At 63.0% G+C, this 14,706-nt stretch carries 9 protein-coding genes; 7 read left to right on the top strand and 2 right to left on the bottom strand.

Translation table 11 applies throughout. From position 1 onward, the window contains the following. Positions 1 to 21: 21 nt before the first annotated feature. Positions 22 to 1,437 (top strand): cardiolipin synthase, encoded by a 1,416-nt coding sequence (gene cls / locus B5F90_RS00995; RefSeq protein WP_087360136.1) that lies wholly within the window; start codon positions 22 to 24, stop codon positions 1,435 to 1,437. 161 nt (positions 1,438 to 1,598) lie between these two features. On the opposite strand, the gene clpB is transcribed toward cls, so the two are convergent. After that, positions 1,599 to 4,199, bottom strand: a complete 2,601-nt coding sequence (gene clpB / locus B5F90_RS00990; protein ID WP_087360133.1) for an ATP-dependent chaperone ClpB — start codon at positions 4,197 to 4,199, stop codon at positions 1,599 to 1,601. Positions 4,200 to 4,495: 296 nt separating this feature from the next. After that, positions 4,496 to 4,909, bottom strand: a complete 414-nt coding sequence (gene uraH / locus B5F90_RS00985) for a hydroxyisourate hydrolase (protein WP_204229515.1) — start codon at positions 4,907 to 4,909, stop codon at positions 4,496 to 4,498. 311 nt (positions 4,910 to 5,220) lie between these two features. On the opposite strand from uraH, the gene dnaX reads away from it, so the two are divergent. From dnaX to B5F90_RS00955, 6 genes are all read left to right on the top strand, one after another. Beyond that, the gene (gene dnaX, locus B5F90_RS00980; RefSeq protein WP_087360127.1) at positions 5,221 to 7,149 is read left to right on the top strand and encodes a DNA polymerase III subunit gamma/tau; all 1,929 of its coding nucleotides are present in this window, start codon (positions 5,221 to 5,223) and stop codon (positions 7,147 to 7,149) included. A 97-nt stretch (positions 7,150 to 7,246) separates the two neighbouring features. After that, the gene (tyrS, locus tag B5F90_RS00975; RefSeq protein WP_087360125.1) at positions 7,247 to 8,542 is read left to right on the top strand and encodes a tyrosine--tRNA ligase; all 1,296 of its coding nucleotides are present in this window, start codon (positions 7,247 to 7,249) and stop codon (positions 8,540 to 8,542) included. Between the two features lie 13 nt (positions 8,543 to 8,555). Beyond that, positions 8,556 to 8,909, top strand: a complete 354-nt coding sequence (folB, locus tag B5F90_RS00970; protein WP_087360122.1) for a dihydroneopterin aldolase — start codon at positions 8,556 to 8,558, stop codon at positions 8,907 to 8,909. Positions 8,910 to 9,200: 291 nt separating this feature from the next. Next, the gene (locus B5F90_RS00965; RefSeq protein WP_087360119.1) at positions 9,201 to 10,550 is read left to right on the top strand and encodes a sodium-dependent transporter; all 1,350 of its coding nucleotides are present in this window, start codon (positions 9,201 to 9,203) and stop codon (positions 10,548 to 10,550) included. 505 nt (positions 10,551 to 11,055) lie between these two features. After that, on the top strand, positions 11,056 to 12,462 hold the full coding sequence (locus tag B5F90_RS00960) for a calcineurin-like phosphoesterase family protein (protein ID WP_087360116.1): 1,407 nt from the start codon (positions 11,056 to 11,058) through the stop codon (positions 12,460 to 12,462). 51 nt (positions 12,463 to 12,513) lie between these two features. Continuing rightward, positions 12,514 to 14,700, top strand: coding sequence for a calcineurin-like phosphoesterase family protein (locus tag B5F90_RS00955; RefSeq protein WP_087360113.1), 2,187 nt, complete (start codon positions 12,514 to 12,516; stop codon positions 14,698 to 14,700). Positions 14,701 to 14,706: the final 6 nt, after the last annotated feature.

Raw genomic sequence — 14,706 nt, 5'->3', positions numbered from 1 at the left:
CCTTCCACCCCCGCCCCGCCGATGCCCCCGCTGCTGACATACCTCCTCTTCGGAATCTACGCGGTCACGATTCTCGGCATCGTTCTGGTCATCATCACCGACAACCGGAACCCGCTGAAAACCGTGCCGTGGATTGTCGTGCTGCTCTTCGCACCGGTTGTGGGGCTGCTCTTCTACTTCTTCTTCGGACAAAACCTCTCGAAGCTGCGCATCCTCTCGCGCCGCATGCGCAAGCGCATCCACATGCAGCTGCTCGAGGCCGGGCCCGACGAACGGAAGGAGCTCCCGGCCCAGTACCGGCCGCTGGCCCGCCTGCTCGGCAACGCGGGCCACTCCATCCCGCTCTGCGGAAGCCGCATCACCCCCTACGTCGACGGCGCCTCGAAGATGGAGGCGCTGCTGGGTGACATCGCCGCAGCGCACGAGCACATCCACCTCCAGTACTACATCCTCAACGACGACACCACGGGGCTCCGCCTGCGCAACGCCCTGATGGCCAAGGCGCGCGAGGGGGTCGAAATCCGGATTCTCTACGACGACGTAGGGAGCAGCAGCGTGCACAAGCGCTTCTTCGAGGAGATGCGCCGCGCCGGCATCGAGGTGCGCCCCTTCCTCCACGTCAAGTTCCCGCTCTTCACCAGCAAGGTCAACTACCGCAACCACCGCAAGATTGCCGTCATCGACGGCCGCACGGGCTACATCGGCGGCATGAACATCGCCGACCGCTACGTCGTCGGCACCGACTGGGGGACGTGGCGCGACACCCACTTCCGCGTCGAGGGGCCCGGCGTGGCGGGGCTTCAGGCCTCGTTTCTGAGCGACTGGGGCGCCACCACGCGCATCCGCCTGCGCGACGAACGCTACTACCCCCGCACCGAACGCTTCACGCACAACATCATGCAGGTGCTCCCCAGCGGCCCCTTCGGCAAGTGGCGCACGCTGCTCCAGGCCGACAGCTACGCCATCGCCAACGCCCGCCGGCGCATCTGGATTGAGACCCCCTACTTCCTCCCCTCCGACGTGCTCAACACGGCGCTCCAGACCGCCGCGCTGGCCGGCATCGACGTGCGGCTGCTCCTCCCGGCCCGCTCCGACTCGCGGGTGGTCGACCTGGCGACCCACTCCTTCCTCGACGACATGCTCAAGGCCGGGGCGAAGGTCTACTTCTACCAGCCGGGCTTCCTCCACTCGAAGCTGCTGCTCATCGACGACGGATTGTCCGTCATCGGCTCGGCCAACATGGACTTCCGCAGCTTCGAGCACAACTTCGAAATCAACGCCTTCGTCTACGACGGCGACTTCGCCGCCGTGATGGCCGACATCTTCCGCCGCGACATGGAGCAGAGCCGGCTCGTCACCCCGGGCGAGTGGTTCCACCGCCCCCGTTCGCGCCGCTTCGCCGAGTCGCTCATGCGGCTCTTCTCGCCGCTGCTCTAACCCCCTCCCCCCGGCCGAAACCTCCGCCGCAGCACATCCACACCCACCCCCAACCACAAAAAACAGCGTAAGCCGCGCCCGCAAAGGTCCCTTCGGACATGGACAAAAAAAACGGAGCCGGGATTGCTCCCGGCTCCGCACCGTCCGAGGACGGTTTTCGGCTAATTGGCAAAAGTCAGACCCTTGTCGTCGGCGTCGATTCGAATCGGCTTGTCGCGATGTACCTCGCCGGCCAGAATCCGCTTCGACAAATCGTTGACGATGTAGCGCTGGATGGTACGCTTGACAGGACGGGCTCCGTAGAGCGGGTCGTATCCTGCCGTGGCCACCCACTTGCGTGCGGCTGCCGTATACTCGAGCTTGATGCCGTTCTCCTCGAGCATGTGGCGCACGATGCCCAGCTGAATGTCGACGATGCGCTCGATGTCGGCATGCGTCAGCGGCTCGAACATCACAATCTCGTCGATACGGTTCAGGAACTCGGGCTTGAGCTGCTGCTTGAGCAGTTCGATGACCTCGCGGCGCGTCTTCTCGATGACCTCCTCGGGGAGCTTGTCGCCGTGGAAGGCCGAGGCGAAGTTCTCCTGGATAATCTGCGAGCCCATGTTCGACGTCATGATGATAATCGTGTTGCGGAAGTCGACCGTACGACCCTTGTTGTCGGTCAGTCGTCCGTCGTCGAGCACCTGCAGCAGGATGTTGAAGACATCGGGGTGCGCCTTCTCGATTTCATCGAGCAGCACGACCGAGTAGGGCTTGCGCCGCACGGCCTCGGTGAGCTGTCCGCCCTCGTCGTAACCGACGTATCCCGGAGGCGCACCGACCAGACGCGAGACGCTGTGACGCTCCTGGTATTCGCTCATGTCGATTCGCGTCATCATCGAGTCGTCGTTGAAGAGGAACTCGGCCAGCGCCTTCGCCAGCTCGGTCTTGCCCACACCCGTCGTACCGAGGAAGATGAATGAACCAATCGGCTTGCGCGGGTCGTTCAGCCCGGCACGCGAGCGGCGCACGGCGTCGGAGATGGCGGCAATGGCCTGGTCCTGGCCTACGACCCGCTTGTGAAGCTCCTCCTCCATGTGGAGCAGCTTCTCGCGCTCCGAAGCCAGCATGCGCTGTACGGGGATGCCCGTCCAACGCGATACCACTTCGGCGATATCCTCGGCGTCGACCTCCTCCTTAATCATGGCGTCACCGCCGGCCGAAGCCAGACGGAACTCCTCCTGCAGGGTTGCAATCCGCTTCTGGGCCTCCTGAATCCGGCCGTAGCGAATCTCGGCCACACGTCCGTAGTCGCCCTGACGCTCGGCCTGCTGCGCCTCAATCTTGAGCCGCTCGATTTCGTCCTTGTTCGACTGAATCTTCTTCAGCAGGTCGCGCTGGCTCTGCCACTTGGCTCGCAGCTCCGAATCCTTGGCCTTCAGCTCGTCGATTTCGTGCGTCAGCGTCTCGACACGCTCCTTGTCGTTCTCGCGGCGAATCGCCTCGCGCTCAATTTCGAGCTGGCGGACACGGCGGTCGAGCGTATCAATCTCCTCAGGCATCGAGTTCATCTCGAGCCGCAGCCGCGAGGCGGCCTCGTCGACCAGGTCGATGGCCTTGTCGGGGAGGAACCGTGAGGTGATGTAACGCGTCGAGAGTTCGACGGCGGCCACAATCGCCTCATCCTTGATACGCACCTGATGGTGGTTCTCGTAACGCTCCTTCAGACCGCGGAGAATCGAGATGGCATCCTCGCGCGAAGGCTCGTCGACCATCACCTTCTGGAAACGGCGTTCGAGCGCCTTGTCCTGTTCGAAGTACTTCTGGTACTCGTCGAGGGTCGTGGCGCCGATGGTGCGCAACTCGCCGCGTGCCAGCGCCGGCTTGAGGATGTTGGCGGCATCCATCGCACCCGACGACTTGCCGGCACCGACCAGCGTGTGAATCTCATCGATGAAGAGCAGAATCTCGCCCTCGCTCGAAACGACCTCCTGCACGACGGCCTTCAGTCGCTCCTCGAACTCGCCCTGATACTTCGCGCCGGCAATCAGCGCACCCATGTCGAGCGAGTAAATCACCTTCGACTTGAGGTTCTCGGGCACGTCGCCGTCGACAATACGGTGGGCAATGCCCTCGGCGATGGCCGTCTTGCCCACACCGGCCTCACCGACCAGGATAGGGTTGTTCTTCGTACGGCGCGAAAGAATCTGCAGCACGCGGCGAATCTCCTCGTCACGCCCGATAACGGGGTCGAGCTTGCCCGAACGAGCCTGCTCGTTGAGGTTGATGGCGTACTTACCCAGTGCGTCGAACTCCTGCGAGGAGGTCTGCGAGTCGACCGTCGCCCCCTTGCGGAAGGTGCGGATAGCCTCGATGAGCTCCTTCTCCGATGCGCCGTAGCGCTTGAGCAGCTCGGAGACCTGACCGCGCTCGGCCACGAGCGCCAGCAACAGGTGCTCGACCGACGCATACTTGTCGCCGAAATTCTTCGTGAAATCGACGGCGCGCTGTACGACCTTCGACGTATCCTGCGCGAAATACTGCTCACCGCCGCCCTGCACCCTCGGGAGGGAACCCAGCAGACGGGTCGTCTCCTCGCGCAACATCTTGACATTGACGCCCACACGGCCCAGAAGGAAGGTCGCCAGCGCATTGTCCTCGCGTATCAGCACGCTCAGCAGGTGCACCGGCTCCACGGCCTGCTGCCCCCGCTCCTGTGCAAGAGTAATTGCAGCCTGCAACGCCTCCTGCGCCTTGATGGTTAAAGTGTTGATATTCATATTGCGTTGTTTTTGTTAGTTTCAATGTTCGCCCTCCATACCCGCAAAACCCCTGCCAGGCCATAAAAACGCGTTTCGAGACGCTCCGGAGGGGCTTTTTGTCACTTTTTGACACCTTTTGTCACGTCACGACTGCCATGTGTCCGCCAAAATGGCGGCTCCGACACGAAAAGGGTTGTCAGCAAACGAAAAAGGCCTGCAACCGCCGCCCAGGCGGGTTGCAGGCCTTCACACGGCGCCGCACAAGGGCGAAGAGCGAACAGGCAATTCCTATTATAGGAAGGCTTCGCCGGCGGTCAGTTGCCGCGGTAGGTGGCGTAGCCGTTGGCCGACATGGTGATGGGGATGTGGTAGTGGCTGTCGCCCTCGATGCGGAAGGTCACCTCGACCCAGGGGTAAATCGAGCGGAGCCCCTGCCGGGCGAAGTAGGCTTCGGTCTCGAAGCGCAGCCGGTAGAGGCCGTTGCGGGCCTCGCCGGCCGGCAGCAGGTCGGCCACCCGGCCGTTGGCATCGGTCCGCCGCTCGGCCACCCGCTGCCAGAGGCCGTCCCCCTGCAGCTCCTCGAGCACCACCGCCACATCCGACGCCGGCCTTCCCAGCGAGACGTCGAGCATGTGGGTGCTCAGCCGGTAACCCGGCTCCGCGGCCGAACTCCACTCAGCGCACAGCAGCACCGCCAGCGCCACGGCAATCATTCGAATCGTACGCATAACTTTTCTTTTTTTTGAAAGGTTAAACCATAGTTGAATAATCGAGCCGGGGCACGGCCGGCGCAGCCATCCATCCGCCTGCCCCTCGGGGGAGGGGCAAGATAGGAAAATTCGGCCGGAGAACAATACCCTCCGCAGGGATTTTTTCCAATGGGCAACCCCGCCCTTCGCCGGAGCGCCTCCGCCGGGCCGTCGCCGGACATCCGCTCCGCCTCCGTCCCCGCCTCCGCCCTGCCATCCCCGAAAGATTGCCGGTAAAAATCGAAGGCCGCGTTCGATTCTTCACGCATATTTCGTATCTTTGCTGCATCATGAGTGATTTCATCGTCAGCGCACGCAAATACCGCCCCGCGACCTTCGCTTCGGTCGTCGGGCAGAAACATATCACCTCCACGCTCCGCAACGCCATCGAACGGGGACAGCTGGCCCATGCCTACCTCTTCTGTGGCCCGCGCGGCGTGGGCAAGACCACCTGCGCCCGCATCTTCGCCAAGGCCATCAACTGCCTCCACCCCCACGGAGCCGAGGCCTGCAACGAGTGCGAATCGTGCCGCGCCTTCAACGAGGGGCGCTCGCTCAACATCCACGAGCTCGACGCCGCCTCGAACAACTCGGTCGAGGACATCCGCACGCTCATCGACCAGGTGCGGGTCATCCCCCAGGTGGGCCGCTACTCGGTCTTCATCATCGACGAGGTCCACATGCTCTCGGCGGCCGCCTTCAACGCCTTTCTGAAGACGCTCGAGGAGCCCCCCGCCCATGCGATTTTCATCCTCGCCACCACCGAGAAGCACAAAATCATCCCGACGATTCTCTCGCGCTGCCAGATTTACGACTTCAACCGCATCCGCGTCGAGGACGGCGTCGAGTACCTCAAGTACATCGCCTCGCAGGAGGGCATCACCTACGACGAGGAGTCGCTCAACCTCATCGCCCAGAAGGCCGACGGAGGCATGCGCGACGCGCTGTCGATGTTCGACAAGGCGGTCTCGTTCTGCGGCACGACGCTCCGCTACCCCGAGGTGGCCCAGACGCTCAACGTGCTGGACTACGACACCTACTTCAACGTCACGCAGCTGCTGCTTGAGGGCAACTACGTCGAGGCGCTGGTCGCCTTCGACCAGGTGCTCTGCCGCGGCTTCTCGGGGCAGGCCTTCATGGCGGGGCTCAACCGCCACATGCGCGACCTGCTGATGGCCAAGCGTCCCGAGACGCTGCGCCTCATCGAGATGACGGGCACGCTGCTCGAACGATACCGCACGCAGGCGGAGGCCTGCAGTGTCGAGTTCCTCTTCGGAGCCATCTCCATTCTGACGGAGCTTGACGGAAAGATACGGCAGTCGTCCAACCAGCGGCTGCTTGTCGAGCTGGGCCTGATGAAAATCTCAGGTCTCGGCCAAAAAAAAAATAATCCCCTGACCACCGACGCCGACTACCCGCTTCCGGAGCTCGACGGACCCGCACCGCGGCAGCATACGGCAACCGCAGCAGCAGCGTCAACTGCCCCGGCAGCCACCCGGCCCGCACCGCAACCGGCCGGCGCAGCAGCCTCCCGACCCGCGGCAGCCCCGACCCCGGCAGCGGCCCCGCAGACGGCACCCCGCACCGCAGCGGGCGCCCCGGCCGTAACGGCTGCGGCACAACCGCAGAATCCGGAAGGGGCCCCGGCCCGCAGCAACGCAACGGCTGCCTCCGCGCAACCAGGCGGCGCTCCAAGCGCCGCAACAACCGCTCCGGCCGCTGGTCCGGCCGCTGGTTCGGGCATGGGAACAGCCGCAGCCCGGCCGCGGCGCAGCCCGCTGGGGACATCCCTCTCGGAGCTGCTGGCGACGACGGACCCCGCCGTCGAGGCCGAAGAGGCCACGGCTGCCGCACCGGTCATCGACCCCCAGAGCGAGGCAAAGCTCCAGCGGGCGCGCGAAGCCATCTTCGCCCTCATCCGAGAGAAGCGCCCCCGCTTCGTGGCCGCCTTCGAGCAGATGCAGTTCATCGGCAACACCATCTGCGTGAGCGTTCCGACGGCGGCGCTGCGCGAAGAGATGCTCCGCTCGAAGACCGAGATGCTGATGCGCATCGTCGAGCTGGCCGGCATCCACGGCACCATCGACCTCGAGGTCAAGGTCAACGAACAGATTCGCGCCTCGCGCCCCATCAAGCTGGAGGACCGCATGCGCTACATAACCGAAAAGAATCCGCTGGTGGCCGAGCTGCGCAAGGCGCTCGACCTCGAGGCGGAATAAGACGGGCGGCACGCCGCCCCACCCCGCGGAGAGGAGGCCGACGCCCCGACCGACGCGCGGCAACCGCACAACGAAGCAAGAAAGACAACGAAACGATATGAAAAACTTCATCGAAGAACTCGAATGGCGCGGCATGATTCACACCATCATGCCCGGCGCAAAGGAACAACTCGAAAAAGAGATGACGACGGCCTACCTGGGCATCGACCCCACGGCCGACTCGCTGCACATCGGCCACCTGGTGGGCGTGATGATTCTCAAGCACTTCCAGCTGTGCGGCCACCGTCCGCTGGCCCTTGTGGGCGGCGCCACGGGCATGATTGGCGACCCCTCGGGCAAGTCGCAGGAGCGCAACCTGCTCGACGAGCAGACGCTGCGCCACAACCAGGAGGCCATCAAGCGGCAGCTGGCCAAGCTGCTCGACTTCGACTCGGACGCCCCCAACGCCGCACGCATGGTCAACAACTACGACTGGATGAAGGACTTCACCTTCCTGGACTTCATCCGCGACATCGGCAAGTGCATCACCGTCAACTACATGATGGCCAAGGATTCGGTCAAGAAGCGCTTCAACGGCGAGGGTGACGGCATGTCGTTCACCGAGTTCACCTACCAGCTCGTGCAGGGCTACGACTTCCTGCACCTCTACCAGACGATGAACTGCAAAATCCAGCTGGGCGGCGCCGACCAGTGGGGCAACATCACCACCGGCACGGAGCTCATCCGCCGCAAGCTGGGTCCCGAGGCCGAGGCCTTCGCCATCACCTGCCCGCTCATCACCAAGGCCGACGGCACGAAGTTCGGCAAGACCGAGAGCGGCAACGTATGGCTCGATGCACGCTACACGTCGCCCTACAAGTTCTACCAGTTCTGGCTCAACGTGAGCGACGAGGATGCCAAGCGCTACATCAAGATTTTCACGCTGCTCGACCGCGAGACCATCGAGGCGCTCATCGCCGAGCATGAGGCTGCGCCCCACCTGCGCGTGCTGCAGAAGCGGCTGGCGGAGGAGGTGACCACCATGATTCACTCGCGCGAGGAGTACGAGAAGGCCCTCGAGGCATCGAACATCCTCTTCGGCAGCTCGACCTCCGAGGCGCTGCGCCGCCTCGACGAGCAGACGCTGCTGCAGGTCTTCGAGGGGGTTCCGCAGTTCCGCATCGCCCGCTCGGAGCTCGGCACGCTCCCCTTCATCGAGCTCTGCGCCGGACGGACCAACATCTTCCCCTCGAAGGGCGAGTGCCGCAAGATGGTCCAGGGCGGCGGCGTGTCGCTCAACAAGGAGAAGGTCACCGACCCGATGCGCATCGTCACGGAGGAGGAGCTCATCGCCGGCAAGTACCTGCTCGTACAGCGCGGCAAGAAGAACTACTACCTGGTCATCGCCGAATAGCTCCGAAGGGGTCATGCTCTACGACATCGAACTGACACGCATGGAGTTCCGGGCCTACCACGGCTGCTACGACCTGGAGCAGCAGGTCGGCAACCGCTTCACGGTCGACCTGGTCATCACGGCCGAGCTGGGCGACGCCGCCGAGCGCGACGACGTAACGCGGACGGTCAACTACCTGACCGTCTACGAGACGGTCCGCCGCCAGATGGGCATCACGCAGCGGACCATCGAGCGGGTGGCCGCCAACATCATCGAGGCGCTCTACGCCGACTTCGCCCAAATCCGGCACGTAAAATGCAGGGTTTCGAAGCTCGCACCGCCGCTGGGCGGCAAGCTGGAGAAGGTCAGCGTCGTGCTCGAGCGTTAAGGGCCGGGCATCCCGACGCAGCCAGGACGAGCGGAGCGACCCTGACCCTTCCCGACGGAAGGCAAGGCCGCTCCGCTTGCCGTATCCGTGAAGGGCAGCACCGCAGGGGGGGGCGAGCACCGCGCAACAGCCGCCCCACCGGGGCCTCAGGAGCAGGCGCCCCGTGACCGCCGCAACACAGGGGTCCGGAACCTGGCACCGCGCAACAACCGCGCCGCCGGGGAACCAGGCACCGCTGCGACTGCCACACAGCAACCGAGAGCAGAAAGCATCCATAAATCATAGAATACCATGACACACCACCACCATCGCGTCACACTGGGCGGCAAACTGAGCGCCGTGCTGGTCGCCGCCGGGAGCTCCGTAGGGCTGGGCAACATCTGGCGCTTCCCCTACGTCGCCGGAGAGAACGGCGGCGGAGCCTTCCTGCTGATATATATAGGTTGCGTACTGCTGCTGGGACTCCCCATCATGGTGGCCGAGTTCGCCGTCGGCCGCTCGACGCGCCGCAATGCCGTGGGCGCTTACCACGCGCTCGACCGCCGCTGGAGCTTCATCGGCTACAACAGCGTGCTGGCCGCCTTCCTCATCCTGGGCTTCTACTTCGTGGTCTCGGGCTGGACGGTCGAGTATACGGTCCACTCGCTCACGGGCGAGCTGGCCCGCCATACGACGGCCGAGGAGTATGCCTCGCTCTTCGAGCGCTTCATCACCAATCCATGGCGGCCGCTGCTCTACACGCTGCTCTTCATCCTGGCCACCCACGCCGTCATCGCGCTCGGCGTCCAGAAGGGAATCGAACGCTCAGCCAAGGTGCTCATGCCGCTGCTCTTCGTCATCCTCATCGCACTCTCGATTCACGCGCTGCTGATGCCCGGCGCCGGCGAGGGGCTCCGTTTCCTCTTCTACCCCGACTTCTCGAAGGTGACCGCCTCGACGCTGCTCACGGCGCTGGGCCAGGCCTTCTTCTCGCTCTCGGTAGGCATCGGCACCATGGTGACCTACGCCTCCTACTTCAAGCCCGACACCAACCTGCGCCACACGGCCCTCAACGTCTCGCTGCTCGACACGCTGGTGGCCGTACTGGCCGGCGTGATTATCTTCCCGGCCGTCTTCACAGCCGGCATCGCCCCCACGTCGGGCCCCTCACTGGTCTTCATCACGCTGCCCGGCATCTTCAACGGCATGCCGCTGAGCATGGTCTGGTCGACGGTCTTCTTCCTGCTGCTGGTCGTCGCCGCCATCACCTCGACCATCTCGCTGCACGAGGTCATCACGGCCTACCTGCACGAGGAGTGGCACCTCTCGCGCCGCGCGGCCGCCTGGCTCACCACGGGCGCCACGGCACTGCTGGCAACGCTCGCCTCGCTCTCGCTCGGAGTGCTCGGCGGCTGGCGCATCTTCGGGCTGACACTCTTCGATGCCCTCGACTTCGCCACGGCCAACATCCTGCTCCCGCTGGGCAGTCTCTTCACCTGCCTCTTCGTCGGCTGGAAGCTCGACCCCGCGCGGCTGCACGACGAGGTAACCAACGGCGGGGAGCTCCGCTTCCGCATCTACGGGCTCTTCATCTTCCTGCTGCGCTGGGTCTGCCCCATCATCCTGCTGCTGGTCTTCCTGGACAACCTGGGGCTCTATTGAACCGATTTTATAAATTTTTAAAAACGGACGTCTCCTCGAATGCGGGAGCGTCCGTTTTTCTCTTCCGAAGCCTCTGAAAAGGGGCGAAAAGAGCGCGAAAGTTTCGTTTTGAAATGATTTTCCGCCTCCTCCAAACCAATTTCAAACTCGAAACAAGCCATTAACGACCAGAAAGCAAGGAAATGTCACCCGAAGTACACCGTCTGAAGTGGCGTAAGAGGTGAGCCCCGTGGCCGTAATTGTAACAATACAGAGCCCGTTTTGAACGAATCTATACTCCCTTTCGACAAAATGGAGTGCAAAAAGGATATCCTTTGTTCCAATAACTTCCACGACAAGGGGCTATTATCCCGCCGAAAGCGCCTCTTCGTTACAAAGCAGTGAATTCTTTGCAAAAGAATCGTTATCTATTTTGAAATATAAAATATAATCCCTACATTTGTTTTGAAATAAAATAAAAATTATTACGCATCGCAACTACTCCGTTAAAAAACGCCCACTGTCCATGAAAAGAATACTTCTTTGCCTTCTGGCAAGCATTCTTTGGCTCGGAACCGTTGCACGCCCTGTGAAGGGCCGCGTCACCTGCGAAAAAGAGCCTGTCGGTAACGTCTTGCTTACCGACGGCCATACCTTTGCCCGCACCGATGCGAACGGAGCCTACGAACTCGACCTCGCAGAGGGTGCACACTTCGTTGCGATGGTGACCCCGGCGGGCTACGTCGCCCCCGCCGAGGAGGGATTTCCACGTTTCTACCGCGCCGTCGAGGAGCGCACGTCGCGCTACGACTTCGAGCTGCTGCGCTGGGAGGCCCCCACGGCCGGATACGAACTGCTGGCCATCGCCGACCCGCAGCCCAAGAGCCGCAACCACTTCGAACGGCTGGAGCAGGAAATAATACCTATATTAAATAAAAGATGCGCCCGCGCCGCGGCTGCCGACCGGCCGCAGGCCGCGCTGATTCTGGGCGACATCGTCTGGGACTCGCCCGAGCTGATGGCCGGCGTAAAGGGACTCTTCGGACAGCTGGGCATCCCCGTCTACCCGCTTATCGGCAACCACGACCACGACCGCGCGGTGAGCGACGACGACGCCTCGGCCGAGAACTACCGCCGCTGCTTCGGCCCGACCTACTACGCCTTCGATTTGGGCCGCACCCATTACATCGTCCTCGACGACATCATCTACCACGGCGACAAACACTACGACGAGCAGCTCGACACGCTGCAACTCGCCTGGGCCGCCCGCTATGCCCGCCTGCTGCCGACGGGCTCGCGCGTCTGCATCGCCATGCACGCACCGGTCTACAAGTCATGGCTCAACCACACGATGGAGAGCATCGAGCCGCTTCTGGCGGCTTTTGCCGGCTTCGAACTCCACTTCATCACGGGCCACACCCACATCAACTCGAACTACGAGGTGCGCGACGGCGTCACGGAGCACAACGTGGCGCAGCTCTGCGGCAACCTCTGGCACGACCCGATGAATGCCGACGGCACGCCGAAGGGCTATCAGCTCTTCCGCGAGTCGGGCGACGACTTCGAGTGGCAGTACCAGAGCCTCGACGAACCGGCCGACCGGCAGCTGCGTCTCTGGCTCCCGGGTCAGGTCGAGGGCTATGGTGACCGACTGGTGGTCAAGGCGTGGAACTGGGACCCGCACTGGACGGTGGTCTGGTATGAGGACGGCCGCTACCGCGGCGCCATGCAGCGCATCCACATCGCCGACCCCGACTATACGGCCCGCCTCGACTCGCTGCGCAGCGCCGGCGTACGGCTCGCGCATGCACAGAGCGCCCGCCCCACCAACTTCTACTTTGCGGCCCGACCCTCGGCCGACGCCCACGCGGTCACCGTCGTTGCCACCGACCGCTTCGGACGCCGATACACCGAGCAGCTCCGCCTCCGGTGACCCGCTCGAAACAATAACAACCCTATGTAAAAAACCAAAACCCAATACCGTATGAAAAAACTCCTTACACTACTTACCATTCTGTCGCTGTCGTGTACGCTGCTTTGCATCTCGGGATGCGAGGACAGCGGCGACTCCGTCTATGTGGACGAGGGGCGACTGGTATCCGACGTGGTAATCAACACATCGATGGATGTGTTCAAGGGCATGGAGGTCCCCATCGAAGGCCAGGGCTTCGAATCGGGCGACCAGATGATGCTCCGCGCCGAGACCGACCTCGAGGCAACGACCGAGGTCTCCTCGTCGAACCTTCTGACCTTCACGCTCCCCGACGAGATTGAGGACGGACACACCTACAAATTCGTCCTGCTCCGCGGCGACGACTACCAGGTGCTCGGCGCCTCGACGCTGACCGTCAAGCTGGTCATCAACGTCGAACTCGACGAGACGATGTCGGCCTCGTGGGGAGCTCCCGCCGTCATCCGCGGCGAGGGATTCCGCATGACCGACGTGCTGGTGCTCGACCAGGCCGGCGGCTCGCATGAAATCACGCCCAGCGAGGTGGACGACCAGTCGGTCACCTTCATCATTCCCGAGGGCGTCGCCGAGGGTGAGAGCACCTTCACGCTGCGCCGCGGCGAGGAGACCCAGGAGCTCGGCACGACCGAACTCTTCCTCTCGACCTCGGCCGTCGTTCCCGACAAGGAGGGCATGACCATCAAGGGCATCGTCCACAGCAACGGACAGGGCATTCCCAACGTGCTCGTATCGGACGGCGACCTGATTACCCAGACCGACGAGAACGGCTTCTACTGGCTCGCTTCGGAGAAGCGCAACCAGCTGGCCTTCATCATCCTGCCCTCGGGCTACGACGTGCCGACGCAGAAGGCGATGCCGCAGTTCTGGAAGCCCTGCACGCTCGACGCCTCGACCTGCGAGCAGCTCGACTTCAAGCTCATTCCGACGCAGAACGACAACCACACGATGCTCGTGGCTACGGACATGCACCTGGCCAACCGCAACACGCCGCTTGACCACGTACAGTTCGCCGACGGCTTCGTAAGTGAGATTACGGCCAACTACAACAGCTTCGCAGGCAAGGTCTACATGCTCAACCTGGGCGACTTCTCGTGGGACCTCTACTGGTATTCGAACAAGTGGGCGCTGCCCGAGTGCAAGGCTGCCATCGAGGACTTCAACTTCCAGGTATGGTCCGCCATGGGCAACCACGACAACGACCCCTACGTGGCCGATGACTTCCTGGCCGAGGCTCCCTACCGCCAGTACATGGGCCCGGTCTACTACGCAATGAACATCGGCAAGATTCACTACATCATGCTCGACGATACGCAGTATACCAACGACGGCGGCTCGCAGGGCGTCGTGGGCGACCGTGAGTACAACCGCACCTTCACCGCCAAGCAGCTTGCCTGGCTGCGCGAGGAGCTCAAGTACGTCGACAAGTCGACCCCGATTGTGGTCGGCGCACACTGCCCGCTCTACAACTACTCGGGCATCGACCGCGTAACCACCGCCGTAACCAACGTGAGCGAGGTGCTGAGCTGCTTCGACGGCTTTAAGAACGTCACCTTCGTCACGGGCCACACGCACGTCAACCGCAACATCCAGTCGCCCTCGTTCAGCAACGTCTACGAGCAGAACGTGGCGGCCGTCTGCGGCACCTGGTGGTGGACGCGCAACTACGCCGGCATCAACATCTGCACGGACGGCTCGCCGGCCGGCTACAAGATTTACACGGTCAACGGCACCGACATGAAGTGGCAGTACAAGGGCGTCGACCTGCCCGTCGAGCGTCAGTTCATGACCTACGACATGAACGAGGTGAAGAACTACTGGGCAACCGACGAGGAGGCGCAGAAGGCCTTTGATTCGGGCAACCTGCCCAACCGCCGCAACGACTACAACTCGGTGGGCGAAAACGAGGTATTCATCAACGTTTGGGCCTACGAACCGGGCTGGAAAATCACCGTGACGGAGAACGGCCGCCAGCTCGACGTCGAGCAGGTATGGATGCGCGACCCGCTCCACACGATTTCCTACGACATCCCGCGCGGCGTCTCGAACTCGCTCACCTTCCCCTCGGGATACTGCCCGCACATCTTCTCCGTGACGGCTTCGTCCGCGAACTCGACGCTCGAAATCTCCGTCACCGACCGCTTCGGCAACGTCTACACCGAGAGCATGACGCGCCCCAAGGCGTTCAAGTCCGATTTCTAACCGCAA

It is taken from the genome of Alistipes sp. An31A (assembly GCF_002159425.1).
GTDB lineage: Bacteria > Bacteroidota > Bacteroidia > Bacteroidales > Rikenellaceae > Alistipes > Alistipes excrementigallinarum.
Note: the sequence above shows the minus strand (reverse complement) of the source record. Positions and strands in the feature narration are given on the sequence as shown.